Annotated in this window: 15 protein-coding genes and 1 pseudogene; 8 read left to right on the top strand and 8 right to left on the bottom strand. The window is 37.3% G+C overall.

Annotation, left to right across the window (positions count from 1 at the left end; translation table 11 throughout):
* Window positions 1–1,338 precede the first annotated feature (1,338 nt).
* On the top strand, window positions 1,339–2,250 hold the full coding sequence (locus NSQ71_RS09050; RefSeq protein ID WP_066250723.1) for a DUF5655 domain-containing protein: 912 nt from the start codon (window positions 1,339–1,341) through the stop codon (window positions 2,248–2,250).
* Window positions 2,251–2,516: 266 nt separating this feature from the next.
* Complete coding sequence (locus NSQ71_RS09045; protein ID WP_340733716.1) at window positions 2,517–3,383, top strand: oxidoreductase; 867 nt, start codon at window positions 2,517–2,519, stop codon at window positions 3,381–3,383.
* A gap of 319 nt (window positions 3,384–3,702) precedes the next feature.
* On the opposite strand, the gene NSQ71_RS09040 is transcribed toward NSQ71_RS09045, so the two are convergent.
* The 4 genes from NSQ71_RS09040 to NSQ71_RS09025 all read right to left on the bottom strand — a co-directional run bounded on the left by NSQ71_RS09040 (window position 3,703) and on the right by NSQ71_RS09025 (window position 7,201).
* Window positions 3,703–4,215, bottom strand: a complete 513-nt coding sequence (locus NSQ71_RS09040) for a rubrerythrin (protein ID WP_094245830.1) — start codon at window positions 4,213–4,215, stop codon at window positions 3,703–3,705.
* A 327-nt stretch (window positions 4,216–4,542) separates the two neighbouring features.
* Window positions 4,543–5,355 carry a molybdate ABC transporter substrate-binding protein gene (gene modA / locus NSQ71_RS09035; RefSeq protein ID WP_445684689.1) on the bottom strand — a complete coding sequence of 271 codons (813 nt, stop codon included), beginning with the start codon at window positions 5,353–5,355 and terminating at the stop codon, window positions 4,543–4,545.
* A 210-nt stretch (window positions 5,356–5,565) separates the two neighbouring features.
* Entirely contained in the window at window positions 5,566–6,045 is a 480-nt protein-coding gene (gene tsaA / locus NSQ71_RS09030; RefSeq protein WP_130157274.1) for a tRNA (N6-threonylcarbamoyladenosine(37)-N6)-methyltransferase TrmO, read from the bottom strand.
* Window positions 6,046–6,253: 208 nt separating this feature from the next.
* Window positions 6,254–7,201 (bottom strand): helix-turn-helix transcriptional regulator, encoded by a 948-nt coding sequence (locus NSQ71_RS09025; RefSeq protein ID WP_340733712.1) that lies wholly within the window; start codon window positions 7,199–7,201, stop codon window positions 6,254–6,256.
* Window positions 7,202–7,504: 303 nt separating this feature from the next.
* Here NSQ71_RS09025 and modB point away from each other — a divergent pair, with 303 nt between their 5' ends.
* The 3 genes and pseudogenes from modB to NSQ71_RS09010 all read left to right on the top strand — a co-directional run.
* Window positions 7,505–8,179, top strand: a complete 675-nt coding sequence (gene modB, locus NSQ71_RS09020) for a molybdate ABC transporter permease subunit (RefSeq protein WP_063389471.1) — start codon at window positions 7,505–7,507, stop codon at window positions 8,177–8,179.
* Window positions 8,180–8,218: 39 nt separating this feature from the next.
* Window positions 8,219–8,866, top strand: a complete 648-nt coding sequence (locus NSQ71_RS09015) for an ATP-binding cassette domain-containing protein (protein ID WP_340733711.1) — start codon at window positions 8,219–8,221, stop codon at window positions 8,864–8,866.
* A 676-nt stretch (window positions 8,867–9,542) separates the two neighbouring features.
* A pseudogene (locus tag NSQ71_RS09010) lies at window positions 9,543–9,668 on the top strand (transposase); the annotation flags it as partial.
* 106 nt (window positions 9,669–9,774) lie between these two features.
* Here NSQ71_RS09010 and NSQ71_RS09005 read toward each other — a convergent pair.
* Window positions 9,775–11,322, bottom strand: coding sequence for an acyl-CoA carboxylase subunit beta (locus NSQ71_RS09005; RefSeq protein ID WP_063389473.1), 1,548 nt, complete (start codon window positions 11,320–11,322; stop codon window positions 9,775–9,777).
* Window positions 11,323–11,386: 64 nt separating this feature from the next.
* Here NSQ71_RS09005 and NSQ71_RS09000 point away from each other — a divergent pair, with 64 nt between their 5' ends.
* Entirely contained in the window at window positions 11,387–12,142 is a 756-nt protein-coding gene (locus NSQ71_RS09000; RefSeq protein ID WP_340733709.1) for a transposase, read from the top strand.
* 114 nt (window positions 12,143–12,256) lie between these two features.
* On the opposite strand, the gene NSQ71_RS08995 is transcribed toward NSQ71_RS09000, so the two are convergent.
* From NSQ71_RS08995 to NSQ71_RS08985, 3 genes are all read right to left on the bottom strand, one after another.
* Window positions 12,257–12,904 carry an SdpI family protein gene (locus tag NSQ71_RS08995; RefSeq protein WP_445684708.1) on the bottom strand — a complete coding sequence of 216 codons (648 nt, stop codon included), beginning with the start codon at window positions 12,902–12,904 and terminating at the stop codon, window positions 12,257–12,259.
* Window positions 12,904–13,179 (bottom strand): autorepressor SdpR family transcription factor, encoded by a 276-nt coding sequence (locus tag NSQ71_RS08990; RefSeq protein ID WP_144598020.1) that lies wholly within the window; start codon window positions 13,177–13,179, stop codon window positions 12,904–12,906. The genes NSQ71_RS08995 and NSQ71_RS08990 overlap by 1 nt, the downstream gene beginning before the upstream one ends.
* Before the next feature lie 311 nt (window positions 13,180–13,490).
* Window positions 13,491–15,488, bottom strand: a complete 1,998-nt coding sequence (locus NSQ71_RS08985) for a methyl-accepting chemotaxis protein (protein ID WP_340733707.1) — start codon at window positions 15,486–15,488, stop codon at window positions 13,491–13,493.
* 870 nt (window positions 15,489–16,358) lie between these two features.
* Between NSQ71_RS08985 and NSQ71_RS08980 the strand changes: the two genes are divergently transcribed.
* Window positions 16,359–16,805: a helix-turn-helix domain-containing protein gene (locus NSQ71_RS08980; protein ID WP_340733706.1), complete on the top strand. Its 447-nt coding sequence runs from the start codon at window positions 16,359–16,361 to the stop codon at window positions 16,803–16,805.
* Window positions 16,806–17,194: 389 nt separating this feature from the next.
* Window positions 17,195–17,398 (top strand): hypothetical protein, encoded by a 204-nt coding sequence (locus NSQ71_RS08975; protein WP_340733705.1) that lies wholly within the window; start codon window positions 17,195–17,197, stop codon window positions 17,396–17,398.
* Window positions 17,399–17,419: the final 21 nt, after the last annotated feature.

The raw sequence follows: 17,419 nt of genomic DNA, 5'->3' as shown, positions 1-17,419 counted from the left end.
TTCAGTTGCTTTGCTCTCTAAGATAATGGGTACATCGAATTGTAAATCTCATTTTTTCAGACAGCTTTTGCTTTTAGCTGCAATCAAGGCGGCTTTCCCTACGTTAAGTAAATATTCATGTTCAGATGCTACATTTATAGCAGCCATACCTGATCCACCGAAATAAGCGTTGGCTAAAGAGTTAGGACAGCCATTAATTGGACGACTTCTTCTTCAACACACTGGTGAACTTTATGATCAGGCAAAATATTTCGATAACATTATTGAAAAATCATCCGTTAGCTTAAATCGTGCGTTGTGATCAAGAAATAAACCATCCCCGCTAAGCTGCGGGCTCTCGTCCTATTCAACCATCTGATGTTGCGAAACGGTCAATCGTCACTACCATTCATGCAGCTATGGTAGAAGATCAAGCCCCGGCCGAACTGTAACAAGAAATTTCAGTTTTTCCATAAATTAAAGGCAAAAATCCTCGCATCTTCACTTGATTTCCCATTGGGATTAAGCCCCCAATATAGTCAAACTCATTTTGTGGTCGGAACGATTTATTTTAAATATGTAATTTAATTTGCGAATCAAACAGTGTATGCTCCATAGATCATGTCTAGAGCACCAAGCATCGGAAAAACGAAAAGAGGCTCTCAACTCAAATGAATATTTTCATTGAATTGAGAGCCTCTAGTAATCCAGTCGGCATGTTTATTTTTGAAATAAAGGAAACTATTTATATATTTCGAAAAATCTTTAGTAAATATATTAAATAAATTAAACATATGTGTCAAGTTGGATTTTTATTTTTTCTTCCTCGATTATCCCCCTCACATAATATAGTTTCACAAAGCTTTTTCAAATGCGCTTCAAACTGTTTTACCTTTTCTTGATGTCTCTTTGAAATTCCTCATGCTCGACATGTCTAGATATTCGATTGACTTAAAATTTAAGTTATCATATAGTTCGTAAACTGGGCGCTTGAGAGAAAAGTAATTAACAATACCACTTTTGCTTCTCCGGTTGTTTCATCATCTGTATCGTTTGCAACATGATTTCCTTTCTTGCAAAGGGTAATAAACATTTCATGAGTTAATAATCAAGCAGTCTTTGTAATGAATGTATTGATTGGTTTCTCTAGTATTTCCAAGAGCCAAAATAATTTTGCAAACATATTTCCGAACGAGTGGAACATTATTAAAATTGAATGGAGTCTTTTGTTACGTTCTTCCGTATTCTTTACATAGATTGACTAATATGTCTCATAAATATCAACGCTTATTGTATACTATCATTATTCATTTATTGTAATCGTAGTTTTAGATGCACAATAAAAGAAGGAGTAGTTTCATGGGTGATATTAAATTATTTCGTATAAATGGAGAACATGTAAGTGAATTGGAAGGCACATCTCTGACAATTGAAAAATCGCTGCAAACCCTTATTGAGCGTAATCTTGAAACATTTTTAGGTGTACGGTTTTTAGCATCAGAATATTCTACTGGTAAGACACATGGCGGCAGAATCGATACATTAGGTATTGATGAAAATAACTCTCCAGTTATTATCGAATATAAACGAGCTGTCAATGAAAATGTCATTAACCAAGGATTATATTATCTGGACTGGCTGTTGGATCATAAAGCAGAATTCACTCTTATGGTAATGCGCAAATACGGTAATGACTTGGCTGACGCAATTGATTGGACGAATCCGCGCTTATTATGTATTGCGGGTGGATTCACAAAATATGACGAACATGCTGTTCAACAAATTAATCGGAACATTGAGTTGTACCAGTATAAGTTTTATAAAGATGGATTTCTTTTGCTCGATTTAGTAAATACAACAACTGCACAACCATTACTGGAAGTTGAAAACCATATTAACTCATCGAAGCCCGGATATAAGACAGTCTCCGAATATCTGGAACAATCCAGTACAGAATTAAAAGACCGGTTTGAAGCAATAAAAGCATATATTATGGCACTAGGCGATGATGTACAAATGGCTGTATTAAAATACTACATAGCCTTTAAGCGCATTAAAAATTTTGTCTGCTTAGAAGTGCATCCTCAGACAGAAAAAATCGTCTTATTTTTAAAAGTGAATCCAGATGAAATTGAACTCGAGCCAGGATTTAGCCGTGATGTACGAAATATCGGTCATATCGGAACAGGGGATTTAGAAGTCAGTATTTATAATGATGAAGATTTTGAAAAGGCAAAGCGACTTATTCATATGAGCTATGATAGAAGTTAGAAATCGCCGGTAATTATTATACTTGGCGATTTTTAATAATTAAATATTTTTAACCAATCCTCTGTAAAGAAGGCAGGATTTATTTTATCTCATTATTTCCATGATACAATTCCAATAAAAAGTGTTTATTAAGAAGAGACAGGAATTGTCAAAACATATAGGTGGAGCAGATTTTTGAAGGAATTTGCGGACGAAAGCAGTGATGATGCTCTACATATATTTGACAAAAAGGCAGTGTTAGAATATGAATAGCTGGAGGGAATCTTGTGAATCAAACTTTAAAGAAACAACCTGTTGCGTTTGTTACAGGAGCTTCAAGCGGCTTTGGATTGCTAACAAGTGTAGCGCTTGCCCGCGAAGGCTACCGCGTGCTGGCTTCAATGAGAGATTTGGATAAGAGAGGACGATTGAAAGCGGCGGCCAAAGAAGCAGGTGTCACAGACCGGATTGAGATTATCCAACTAGATGTAAACGATTTTTCCGCAGCGGAAACTGTGATTCAGAATGTGATTGAAGAATACGGCCAAATTGATCTGTTGGTAAACAACGCGGGGTATGCAGCGGGAGGATTTACGGAGGAGCTTGCTGTTGAAGAATGGCGTCGGCAATTTGAAACGAATTTTTTCGGTTTGGTGGCAGTAACAAAAGCTGTTTTGCCGTCGATGAGGGCACGCAGAAGCGGCAAGGTTGTGAATATAAGCAGTATCAGCGGACGAATCGGATTCCCTTCTATGGGACCTTACGTGGCATCAAAGTTTGCGGTGGAAGGATTCAGCGAGTCTTTGCGTTTAGAGATGCTGCCGTACGGTGTTCATGTCGTTTTAATTGAACCGGGATCCTATAAAACGGAAATCTGGTCAAAAGGGCTGGATGCGGTATCGGTCAATCCGGATTCTCCTTATGTTAAAGAGATGGAGAAAATTTTGAAATATGTCAACCATGTTGCTGACACGGCACCCTCTCCGTATGAAGTGATCCAACAGATTGTACACGTGGCAAAGTCTCCTTATCCGAAATTGCGGTATCCGGTTGGCAAAGGCGTGAAATTAGGAATTGTCTTGAAAAATATATTGCCGTGGAAGTGGTGGGAGCGGATGGTGATGAAGCGGCTGTGGGAGAGTTTAGAATCGTGATGCTGGGACATTAGTTCAAAAATATAGAGGTGAAGAGTCAGAGTTTACGGTTCAGTAAAATTATAGTTTGATGATATTTTTTGTCACTTCACTAATGGAAAGGGATTGAATTTGTTGAACAGTTTAAGATTAATTAAAGGTGAACCGTATCACAAGTGGAAATAGTTGTAGATAAAAAATTGCTAGGGAAGCTTATATGAATGACATGACTTTTAGATTTATCATTTATGGTGAGAAGACTGCTTACTCAAGGGGAATGAGGATGACACATTCCCCTTGAGTAAGGAGGGAATTCACCGTTTAAGGGCTTAGTTCAGTTTTATTTCAGACCATTGTAGGGATCAGGATCATAACTTATCAAGAGCTTCGTTAAATGTTCTGCATGGAATTTCTCATCACGGCTAATGACAGAGAAAACATGACTAACATCCGGGATAGAGATTTCAGCTGCATATTGATCATAAAGTACGGCTGTCTCTAGTTCTCCTTTAAGATCACTTCTGACAAGATTTAATATCAATTGTTTATCATAATTGGGTCTATAGGTCTGCATTGGTTCCTTTACATCCAAATGAGTGTTTTGATAGTAGAGATAGGTTTGATATTGTACAGGATCGTATTTGCGCAAGAGGGTTAGAAACATTCCGTAATGTTTTTTTTCATCCAGCATGATCATTCTCCAAACCCTATTGACTTCTTCCATGTTGGAATTTGCAATATGGTAATTATAATCATTAATTGCGGTTAACTCAGCGACCATCGCTTCCCTGATTTTACTTGTGATAAAGATGGGCTTCCCCTGCGGTTGACCTCCCGGAAATGTATAACTCAATATAGATTCCTCCCGATTATCCATTAGAATGATAATATACTTTATGGGCTGCTTTCATGAGTTGTGCATGGTTATTTTTTTGAAAGTCGATTAGCAGGGGCCCTTTACTAAAAGTTTTTGACAAACCATAATCAATTACCTAATAACGATGTAAGGTCTTATCATCTCATAGTCCTCGTGCTCCAAAATATGACAGTGTTGTTCTTGAGGAGCTTTGGGGGTGTCTTATAAGTCGTTTATACGGCTTATTGACGCCCCCATTAATGTTTTAGAAACGTTGATATATCGATGTTTATGATTTTTTGTTTTTAAAGTAATGAAGCCCGCTTATTTCAAAATCTTAAATCCGAATTTTTCAAAAATTTGAAACGAATCTTCTGTCTGTAGGTACTGATAGAAATCGGAAGCCTCTTTTTTATGCTTTGTGTCCTTAATGATACCAACTGGATAAATAATAGGATCATGCATATTTGCGTCTGCAATGTCGACAATTTTTACCTTATCAGATATTTGGGCATCAGTTTTGAATACAATTCCTGCGTCCACTGTATTTGCTTCTACATATGATAATACTTGGCGTACATCCTTTGTGTATACGACTTTCTCTTTTACTTTTGGCCAAAGATTTAGCTTGGTCAGAGTTTGTTGCCCGTATTGACCTGCTGGAGTAGTTTCAGGATTTCCTAATGCAAATTGCTTAATACCGCTGTCTGCCAAAGACTGAAATCCTTTTACTGTGTCTGCTTTATCTTTCGGAACGATTAAAACGATTTCATTTTCTAACAAGTTTTTACTCTCTTCTTTGTTAATCAATCCTTTGTCTACGAGTGGACGAAACTTATTTTCAGCAGCCGAGAAAAATAGGTCTACCGGCGCTCCTTGTTCGATTTGCTGTTGCAATGCACCAGAACTTCCAAAGTTAAATGTAATTTTTATATTTTCATGTTCTTTTTCATACTTTTTCTGAATTTCCGTTAAGGCATCTTGTAAGCTTGCGGCTGCTGAGATGGTTAATTTTACTGTCTGTTTATCCTCTGTATTCTTTGATTCCTGTTTTTCTCCCTCGTTTGTACAACCAAAAATAAAAAAGATTGAAGCACACAAAAACATGATCATGATCATGCGAATAGAATGCTTCATGCTTTCTCTCCCCCTTCTACTTTTAATCTAATATAAAACTTATTATAATTTCTTATAACTATTTTGTATAGTATATAATTAATTTATATAAAATATAATTATATAGAATAGTAAAGTGTCTCCGTTCACGGATAGAAAAAACACATTTGTTCAGTGCAATGAAAAAAACCATAAGGTGCTTTTTTAATCGGCCTTGCCAATAACGCCTTTTCAATAAATGCTTTTATCAGCTTTTACTTTATCTACGTTTTCGATTCTTTTTTCAAACCATCCAATCTTAGATGTTTCTATTGCATCAAACATCGGAACGTAAGGCTTTATATCGAGTAGAGGTGTTTCGTTCAATACATCGACATCTAGGACATGGATATGATTCCCCTCAATACTTTTCAATCGAACGACTGAAAAGCCGATTGGGTTCGGTCTTTTCGGGAATCTTGTTGCAAAAATACCATGGGGTTGATCATCTAAGAAAGGAACTACCTGCAATGAATATTCATGAACCTTATGAAAATAATAAATAAGAATAAGATGTGAAAAGCCGTCCAGATCTTTCATCCCTTCTACATACAATGGGTTAAGCTCTATTGTTCCTTCTACATTTTTCGCCGCCGCCGATTGAATCGGCATTCCTTCCAAGGTGTTAAAAGGGGTTAGAATTTTTCCTATCGCTTTAAAATGAATGTTCATCTTTACAACATCCTATTTTCTTTTATTTATAATTAATTATATTTAATTATAAATAAATATAATAGAAAAAGATATACTTATGTTTCTCTTTTTGGTTTTTCATTTCCAGTGCTCACGAATCAAGAAAACCAGATATTCCAGTGCCAAAAAGTGATAAAACAAAGCCAGAGGTTTTTAAGAGAACCCCTGGCTTTTAGCTGGATCCATTTCAGCTTTCATAAACGACTTGTCCGGTTTGTGACAAATCATAGCCTCCTAGTGCTTTTAAATCGTTTTGAAAGTGAACCGATCTTAAAATTTGCAGGACTTGACTAATTAACTCTCTATTCTCATCGTTCTTTAAAATAACCAAATCGTACTTTTCATTAACTAACGGAATGAAATCGACATCTTTAACTAGGTTAGCCCCTCTTTCAATTCCTACCCCGACATCTGCATCCCCTTTAGCGACAGCACTTGCGACACTTACGTGATTAGTTACCTCATTGTCATAGCCGTTAATTTCAGAAACAGGTATGCGATACTTTCTCAAACATTCATCTAGTAAAACACGAGCACCCGCACCTTTTTCCCGGTTCACAATTTTTATATTTTTTCTTCTTAAATCTTCCCAATGCTTAATATTCAACGGGTTTCCCTTTTTGACGTAAAAGCCTGCCTTCCTTGTTAGTAAATGAATCACGATATACTGAAAATTCACTAGTATCTTATTGATATACGGAACATTATATTCACCTGAAATTCCTTCGATTAAGTGTGTACTGACAATGTCTGAATATCCTTGATACATTGAAATTAGGCTTTCTAAGCTTCCAACATAAGAACGAAGTGGCCGAAACCTTTTCGAGGATTTTTCTAAGTAGTTCGCCAAAATATCTAAGCTCATATCCTGGCCGCTTATAATTAATTGTCTAGGTTGCAAATACCCTTGAGTTTCAATCGATGTTTCTTTTTTTGATGACTGTACGGAGCTTGGCTGCAGTTCTTCTTTTGACTTTTTTATATACTCTTCTAGATCGGAAGGATCAATTCGCATTTGTCGTCCGACACGATAAGCAGGTAATAACCCTTTTTTCACTAAATCATATACGGTTAATTTTGAAACCTTTAATATGGTTGCCACTTCCTCGGTTGTATAAGAAAGATTTTTTTTCATACCTACTTGCTCCTTCATAAAAAAATTCGTTATAAGTAATTAAATGTAATTTGATATATTATATTGATAACTTCTGTATCAATGATTTATATTTAAATATAAATAAAATTAATTATTTTCTTAACAAGAAGATGGCTATGTAGTTTATATCTAATCTTGATTATATCATGTTTTGTTTCGCTCTTTTTCAATGGAAATGACTCAACTTCTTGTTTTACCATTTCCTTTACTCCAAAGTTCAAAATAATTATAACCATTTATAACGAAAAATGATGAAACTTTATGAAAAGGTGAACGACAAATATGAATTACTCGCCACTTATACTCTCTTTAAAAACGGCAACAATCGCCACGTTTATCGTATTTGTTACTGGGGTTGTGTTGGCACGATTGATTAGTCGTAACTCCTTTCGAGGGAAAAGTATTATAGAAGCGATTATTTTGCTGCCACTCGTGCTTCCGCCTACAGTTGTAGGCTTTGGTTTATTATATATATTTGGTAAAAACGGTTTTATTGGTCGATTACTGCTTGATTGGTTTGATTTCCAAATTGTTTTCACCTGGTATGCTGTTGTGATCGCAGCAGTCGTTGTGTCTTTTCCTTTAATGTATCAAAGTGCATCTGCAGCGTTTCGGCAGTATGACCCAAATATTGAAAATGCTGCATATACAATGGGGGCATCTAAATGGAGAGTGTTTTGGACGATATCTTTTCCACTGGCATGGCCAGGACTGTTAGCTGGCTTAGTTTTATCCTTTGCACGAGCGTTAGGAGAATTTGGTGCCACTCTTATGCTCGCCGGCTACATTCCGAATGTCACCGACACTATTCCTCTAGCCATTTATTTTGCTGTGGAGTCAGGTAATTTGGAAGCGGCAAAATTTTGGGTAATCATTATCGTTGCCCTCGGCTTTAGCGCTATTTTATGGCTTAATTGGTGGAGCAAAAGAAATATGATGAGACATGTACAAAAATAGTAAGTTCAAATTGTCGCTTACTTAAAGGAGTTTTTTCTTATGCTTATCGTTGAAATCCAAAAAAGACTATCCCATTTTGAATTAGATGTAAAATTTTCAGTGGCCAATGAGATTGTTGTCCTTTTTGGCCCCTCTGGCTCCGGAAAAACGACAATCTTAAATTGTATTGCTGGGATAAGCAAACCTGCTGCTGGCATCATCCGATTAAACGACACCATTTTATTTGAAAATAAGAAAGTATTTGTTCCTATTCAAAAAAGAAACATCGGCTATGTATTTCAAGATTATGCGCTTTTTCCCCATATGACTGTTTGGAAAAACATTGCTTATGGCATGCAAAATGAAAGCTTTGTCAAAAATTTAATGAAAGAGCTGCGAATTGAACACCTTAGAGATAAATATCCGTCTGAAATTTCAGGCGGCGAAAAACAACGGGTCGCCATTGCACGAGCCATTGCAATCGAGCCGGATGCCTTGCTTTTAGATGAACCTTTTTCTGCATTAGATAATCAAACACGTGTAAAAGGTCATGAAGAGCTATTACGTATCCATAAGCTTTGGCGCATTCCCATTATATTAGTCACCCATCATCTTGAGGAAGCAAAAAAATTGGGGAATCGAATTTTATATTTACACGAAGGAAAAATTCGTGACAGTGAAATGAACGCGAATCTTATTCAGAGTTAATTGACAGACTTACTCTTTAAGCTAACATCAATTATAGCAAATTATGAGGAAAAAGGGGGTTTATAGCATTCCCCTTTTTCAGATTTTGTGTTTACTTCCTTAAAAACAGTAAATTAAATTTATTTTTATATTGTTCATTTAGCACATAGTTCTATTTTTTTTTACTGGATACGTCTCTCGCTTGTAACATTGTGCCTCTGCAAAACGGCATAATACTTGGTCGTGAAATTTATAAAATTTTCCCTTATGATGCTTTTTGATAAAATCTATTAATTTTTAATGCAAAAGGATCAATGACGGACAGTTGAACAAAGAATTCTGGGGACAAATTACAGCGCTCGTCTCTTTCATTTGTCGCCGGCAGTGGTTGCATTGGACTCGGCTTATGGTGCATTAGAATTAAGCTCAGACGTTTCCGGAAAAGACTGGCTTTCAGGTTGAGAGCTTGGCACAGGGGGAAAAATTATTCTGCAGCGCCCTCGACCCATTGGATATCGTCACTGGCGTTAGTTCGCTTTCTAAATTCAGCAGCGCGGACCGGTTACGCCCTCTTCGAAAAGCAATAGATCCAAAGCTATATAAGCTGGATTGAACCAAAAATCACAACATGCCTGCGACATGGTTGTCCGTATAGAAGAAAGGCGTATCTTCCCTCATCAAATGCGACAAGACAAAGGAAGTGATCAACAATTTAACGGAGGTATGAAAGCGAAATGCCTATGGATATAAGAATTTTACCCGTTTTCGTTCAAAAATACTATTATTCCACAAGTATAAAAGAATTGAGGGACATATAGGCTAGCGCTACCTTTTCTTCTAGAAAGGGAGGTACCCCTTTTTTAGAAGAAAAGGCCACCAAGCGAAGCGCGGCAGCCTGAACCCCAATATTTGACAAAGAACCTTTTTTATTACACCGGATATACTCCATGCTTTCTTTCCGAAAAGACGATATATTTCGACATATAGGCATCAAAGCGACGAATCAATTCTTCGCGAAGCTGGTTTGGAGCGATAATTCCATCTATCACCATCTCTGAGGCTAAACGATAAATATCAATATCGCGGCGATACTCCTCCCGTTTTTGTTCAATAAAGGCTGCCTGTTCTTCTTTAGGAAGCTCAGCAATTTTATTGGCATAGACTGCATTAACCGCTGCTTCTGGTCCCATCACGGCAATTTGCGCATTAGGAAACGCTAAGCAGCAATCCGGTTCAAAGGCCGGGCCAGCCATCGCATAAAGACCTGCCCCATACGCTTTTCGCACGATAATAGAAATTTTCGGAACCGTTGCTTCTGACATCGCTGAAATCATTTTCGCTCCATGGCGGATAATTCCTGCCCTTTCCACTTTTGTGCCGATCATAAATCCTGGAATATCGGCTAAAAATAAAAGCGGAATATGGAAGGCATCACATAAAGTAATAAATTTGGCTGCTTTATCAGCCGAATCATGGAATAGAACACCGCCTTTGATGCGCGGCTGGTTAGCGAGTATACCGATTGGCTGTCCATTCAAGCGAGCAAGTCCTGTAATCAATTCAGGTGCAAACAGCTTTTTGATTTCGCAAAAAGAGCCTTCATCAATAAAACGCTCGATCAAGTCATACATATTAAACGGCGCATTTTGATTCAGGGGTAAAATGTCCTCAATCGTTTTTTCAAAGCTCTTCGCTGGCTTTGCTTCGACAATTGGCGGTTTTTCAGCGAAATTGGCTGGAAAATAAGATAAGTACTTGCGAGCAAACTGAATGGCTTCTTCTTCTGTTTTCACAAGTACATCTCCACATCCAGAGACACTGCAATGCATTCGCGCTCCACCCATCTCTTCAAGCGTCACTTTTTCGCCAATCACCATCTCCGCCATTCGCGGCGATCCTAAATACATCGAAGCGTTTCCTTCGACCATAATGACGATATCGCAAAAAGCTGGAATATAAGCACCGCCGGCCGCCGATGGTCCAAATAATAAGCATATTTGCGGCACTTTTCCAGAAAGCTTTACTTGATTGTAAAAAATGCGCCCTGCCCCGCGGCGACCAGGAAACATTTCGACTTGATCCGTAATCCGCGCCCCAGCCGAGTCTACTAAATAAAGCATCGGGCACCGAAGCTTTTCTGCGGTTTCTTGGATACGAATGATTTTTTCTACGGTTCGTGATCCCCACGATCCCGCCTTTACCGTTGAATCATTGGCCATTACACATACGGTTTGCCCGTTGATTTTTCCGATCCCTGTTACCACGCCATCAGCTGGCAGACCGTCAGCAAGACAATTGGCAAATAAAGCATCCTCAAATTGCATTCCCTCATCAAATAACAGCTTTAGACGATCTCGTACGAATAGCTTGCCTTTCTCCGCATTTTTTTGATGGTACTTTAATGCGCCGCCTTGTTCAATTTTTTCGACTTGTTCCGCCAATTTCTCGGTCAATGTTTTTGCTTGCTCGTTGATCACTTGCACTTCCTCCTTTACTCTCCTTTATAAACAGGCTTCCGCTACACGTTGCTTTATCCCACATATGGAGAAGCTAGCCTCCAGTTCATTACCGATGCCCAAAACGGTCATTGCGGATGCAGGCTATGGTAGTGAAGAAAACTATGTATATGCAGTTGGTGATGAGAAAGAGCCCCGTTTTGAGTTTCTAATTCCTTATGGGAGCTATGTAAAAGAACAAACACGTACATACAAAAAAGACATTAAAAATGCCAAAAACTGGACCTATTGTGAAGAGGATGATTGTTTTATTTGCCCGAATGGAAGGAGAGTAACGTTTAAAAAATACCAAAACAAAAAGAATCCATCTGGCTATGAACAAAGCTTCAAAATATACGAATGTGAAGATTGTACCGATTGCCCATTGAAAGCGAAATGCACAAAAGCGAAGGGAAATCGTCAAGTTCACTGGAATCCCATCTTCGAAGAAATGAAAGCAAAGGCCAAAACAGCCCTTGAATGTGAAGAGAAAGCCGCCATCTACGCTCGACGCAAAGTCGAGGCAGAAAGTGTGTTCGGTCACATCAAGGGCAATCGGTCGTTCCGCAGATTTTCTTTGCGGGGCCTCGACAAGGTACATGTTGAGTTTGGGATTGTGGCATTAGCCCACAACATACTGAAAGTAGCCGGCATCCGCCAGCTACTTTCAGATAAAAATCGAAAAAATATAAAAGCAAGTGGAGAGAAACGAATTGTTTTTCTCCACTTGCTTCATTTTAGGGACTTATCGGACAGCCCCATCTATCTCGTTCCAATAGCGTATCGTTATTCCTATTCATGATAAACAGAAAGAAAAAGACGGGATCTTTTTTGTAAATATTATACAAAATTCATGCTTAAAAAATAGAAGACTGTTGTTCTTGAATCGAACATACTATTCTTTCATTTTGCTCACTTACCGCAAACCATTCCGTTGTTCTTCCTGGAAATATAGGTAGGATTTAACAAACAAATATACAACCCCGATCAATGTAACGGCTAAAAACAAGATAAAACCCCATATTCCTTCAATAAATACCGTCAACATTAATGCTAATCCCATGAACACAAACACTTTTCCGCCTATACGATGCGTCTTGTTCCAAACTGTTTCATTCGCTATCGTCCAAGGTGTACGAATCCCAACGAAGTAGTTATGTTTGAGTTTAGGCATGTAGTTTCCTAATACAATGAATAAAACTCCGATTCCGATTGGCACAAATAAATCCACATCTACAGGAAACCCTAGGTTATAGGCTAATGTCACGATATGAAGAGCGATAAAAAAGATCACTAATACGTTGATTATTATGTTATAGCTCCCTTTAAATTTTTCATAGTTTGCTTTTTTCGGATCCATTTTTGGTAAAAGTGTCATTAACAATACGATTGAAGTAATAATGAAAGGGAGACTAAACGCCCCAAACCATTTGCTACTGTACCCATCCGCTTCACCAGCCGTATTCCAATGAGTAGCCACTTCATCAGGTAGATATGGGATCGCAATCAAACTTAACAAATAACTAAAAACCGTCAACATGACCACGAAGCGATTTGTTCTCATCATTTATCCCCTTCCTTTTGTAAAAAATCATAAAACCAACTCATTAAATCTTGAAAGACGGTTGTGTTTAACGAATAATAAATATGCTGTCCGACGCGTTGATCTTGAATCAAATCCGCTTGCTTTAAAATTTTTAAATGATGCGACACGCTCGGTTTCTGCATATCAAAATGGGAAGCAATTTCACCAGCGGTTAAATCCCCACTTTTCAGCAAGGAAAGAATCTTTCTTCTAGTGGGATCAGCAATGGCTTTAAACGCTTCGTTAAATAACAAAGAACGCACCACCTTTTAAAAAAAATAAGTAATATTCTATTTAGATATTTAGAAAATCATCTAATTACGAAACAAAAAAAAAATTAGATATTTAGATATTTTTCTAATTATAGAATATTCTATTTGCAGATAATTGTCAATGAGTTCGTAAAACAGGTTAAGTAACTCGAACCGTCTGATTTTTTCCTACACTCTATACCATAATAAACCACACCATTCATATTTTCATTTCTCCAGTTCAATTTGTTTTTTCTTCTTCTGGGAAAAAAAAAGCCGCTGCGGCGGCTTTTCTATATAAGCAATTCATATTTTTAGCGGGTTGCAGCCGCTACTTCCTCTAATTTTTTGGTGGAATTTGTCATGTTATTCAACAAATCCCTCAATCTCTTCAACGCTCCCGTCACCTCTTCCACCATGGCCAGCAGCTGCTCGCTGTTTGCGGCATTGGATTGAATGTTGCCGTGCATATTCTCAAATACATCAATCACGCATTGGCCGTTTTGAAACATAGTTTCAACCGAATCTCCCAGCTGGGCAATCTTTCGTGACGACTCTTTCGTAGCATCAATCAAATGCTGAATAGAATCGTTCGCATGCTGAATTCCCTGTCTGCTGCTTATAATAACTGACAATTGATTGTCATTTCCTTCTTTCGTACTGGCAATTTCTCGCTGAATATCCAATAAGATTTGAGCAATCTTATCAGTTGCCCTTCTGCTTTCCTCCGCCAGTTTTCGGACTTCTTCAGCCACGACAGCGAATCCTTTCCCCTGTTCTCCAGCTCGAGCGGCTTCAATGGCTGCGTTCAACGCCAGCAAGTTTGTCTGTTCCGCAATACCTTTAATTAGTGAAATAATTCCTCCAATTTCCTCTGAACTTTTGGCTAGCTTTTCGATTCGGCTGCCGCTTTCTTCTACTCCTTTGTAGATATTTTCTATTACATTCGTAATATTTTCCAACCCCCGAATACTGCTTTCCGCTAGACCCTTGGCATTGTTTGAGAAGTCTTCGAGCTCGGATGTCATGCTGGAAACATTCGTCAAGGTACGGGACATATTTTCCACGATTTCCCCGGCTTCATTCAGCTGCTCAGCTTGCTGTTGATTGTTGTGTGCATTATCTGTCAATGCCTTGGTAACCTGTTCCAATGTCTCCAGCGTTGTATCCATCTCTGAACGATATTCCTTCTGGGTCTTTGTGACAGCAACTAAATTGCCTTGGATTGCCGACAGCATTTCCCGGTACTTTTGTACCACTTCTGTAATTGCTTCTTGAATCTCTTTTAACTCTTTCGCTTTTACTTGCTCCCATTTTACTTCCTGCCCGTCCCCTGCTTCCCGCAGGACTCTAGAGAAAAATTTCAACGGCTTTAACACCGAGCGGATCACACCAAAAAGGACAAAGAGGAACAACAGTGAAAAGATAAAAATCGCCAGCATGATTTTATATCCAACCCCATTAATCAACTGCTGAAACTCCTGCAATACTTGGTTAGTGGATTCGGCATGCTGGAAATACGGGGCAGCATCTAACAAGGTATATAATACATAACGCACATTTCCATCCGCTTTTACCGGAACATAAGCCTCCACATGATTGTCCTTCAGGAAAATCCGAGTTTTTCCGGAAGAAAAGACTGACTGAACATTTTCGTTTTTTGCAGCCTTTCCTTTTTCCCACAGCGATCGCTGTTCTTTCTTTAATGTTTCCATCAATACGACTTGTTTGGGATCAAACAAATAAATTGCTTTCACTTCTTCCTTCTCTTGGATGTGACGGGCGAGCGACGATTCAAAATTGCTTACATCTAACGCCGATTCGACAATTCCCTTTCCATCAGCGCGGGGAATGGCCATAAACTTGAAAATCTCTCCGGTCTCTGCTTTGATAGTCAAGGTTGAAGGCAGCATCTGCTCTTCACCCGTCAGCAATTTGCGATATCCGTCCCAAATATCAAATAAATTACTCCCTAGTGCCGCTTTCTCTGTAGATGCGACAAAAATTCCATCTCGATTTGTCAGATAAAAATCTGTCATCCCTGTTTGCTCTGCCAAACGCTTCAAATCTTCGTTATGTAACGTTCTCCCCCGATCCTGCTCCTGCAATAAATAGGCTGCATTCAGCATATTTTTCTCCATCGACTGCTCAAGTTCAACTAAATTTCTGGAAATTTGATTCGCAAACGCCTCCACTTCCACCTCTAATTTTGTTTCCGTTTCCTTCCATACTTCATCAGTTATTTCATTCCCTTTTTTCTCTAAAGTGTTTCTTTCCAACCATAATACTAGAAACGTGCTGGACAATAACAAAAAAAAACAAAACCTGCCATTAAAGCAAAAAGCTTAGCTTTCATAGTCATTCCGTCATATCCCCCTTTTAAATCGACAAATGTAAAAAAACGGCTGTAGGTTTGTTTTTTAGGAAAATTTAAATCTCATATCTAGTTTTTTATTTATTATCATCAGTGGAAAATAAATCCAACGGCTCATCTTGCCGTATCTAATTCCTTTTCGATAATTCCGAATTTTCTCACTTTATATCAGTAAAGCGGTTACAACCTGACCGATTGCCTATCGTTCAACTGCACGATCTCCCCTCGCTTTCGTTTTTAATAAACGGACATTTATTTAGATTTTTTAAATAACTTTCAAATTAAGGTATTATTTTACATATGTTTCAAAAAATGTTTCAGGAAAATGATGGATACATTTTTATTAAAGCGAAATGAGGAGGAGAAATCAAGATGATAAATAGAAAATTCCGACAAAAAAACAGAAAAAGGTACAAATATTTTTTTGAAGTATGAGCAGCTCTCTTCTCTGACAAATAAACATAGGATTGGAAAAAAAGAGTTTTTTTAGAATTAAAATAACATATTATTCCAAACATTTTTTTAAACTTCCATTTAAGACCATTCAAATGTTGATTTTAAAAGGTTTAATGTGATCTACGTTAAAATTTCTGGAGCATGTTACGATGAATATAAAAGAAAAGGCACATCTATGTCCAAAATGAGTGGAAATGATTTTGTAAGCAATAAAGGGGTTTTATTTATATCTTTATTTAGTAATATATTTAAATCACCTTAATGCTACTTTACGGTTACATACTGCAACTATAAGATTCTTTAAAAATACTTAAAACATTTTTAAAATATTTTAACAAGGAGTGTAATAACAATGGATTTTCATAAAATACTAAAAAAGAAAAGAATAGAAGCCCATTTATCACAAGAAGAATTAGCAGAACAATTAAACATAAGCCGACAATCAATTTCGAAATGGGAAAATGGGAAAGGATATCCAAATATTGAAACGCTCCTAAAAATAAGTGAAATATTCAACGTCACAGTAGATGAGCTTTTAAAAGGAGATGATTACTTGAAAAATAAAATAATTCAAGACAGTAAAAAGTTAAAATACCCAAAATGGAAATCTTTCTTCGATATTTTAACTGTCATAGGTTTGATATTCATAATTGCAAAAATAATTGTATTTATAATTACTAAAGTAACTGGCAACGAAATTGGTTTCTTATCAGGATCCATAATTTATTCATTCCTACCGCTACTTTTAATGATTATTGGAGCTATTGGTACTGATATATTAAGCAAAAAATATAAATGATGCTTTATTCCAATTGCTTTATTGACGTTGAGCCTCGGAACCCTTAACAATCCCAAAACTTGTCGAATGGTCGGCTTAATAGCTCACGCTATGCCGACATTCGTCTACAAGTTTAGTTAAGGGTTCTTCTCAACATCAATAAATTTTCTCGGCATAAATGCGTTTATTTGCTTTGTCTACTCAGTAGACCTAGTAGACCCGACATAAATAAATTTCAACATCCAAGAGCGCACTTACATACCAAAAATGGTATCGTGCTAAAACCAAAATTTACGTGTGATAATCTAATAGCCTTATTTTACATTTTAAAAGGCTATTTAAAGCAAACTTTAAAGATATATAGTTTATTACCTATATAATTATATATGAGCCAAATAAGAGGTGTTTTTATGACGATAAACTTTGTATTCACTTTTTCTGTATTTGATAAAACATCAAACGAAATTGCTGAGCTATGTAATATCCCTAACGACCAAAGAATTCAAAAAACAATTAAAATCATGAAAGACCAAAACATATCAGATATCGATTTTGAATTTCTTAAAATTTATGATTCTTATTTTGCAGATAATCCAGATGTAAGCGTAAAATAGTCCACACCTACCTTTAGATGT

This window comes from Aeribacillus sp. FSL M8-0235 (assembly GCF_038000355.1).
Taxonomy (GTDB): Bacteria; Bacillota; Bacilli; order Bacillales; family Aeribacillaceae; genus Aeribacillus; species Aeribacillus composti.
The sequence above is the reverse complement of the archived record's forward strand: the minus strand, read 5'-3'. Positions and strand labels throughout refer to the sequence as shown.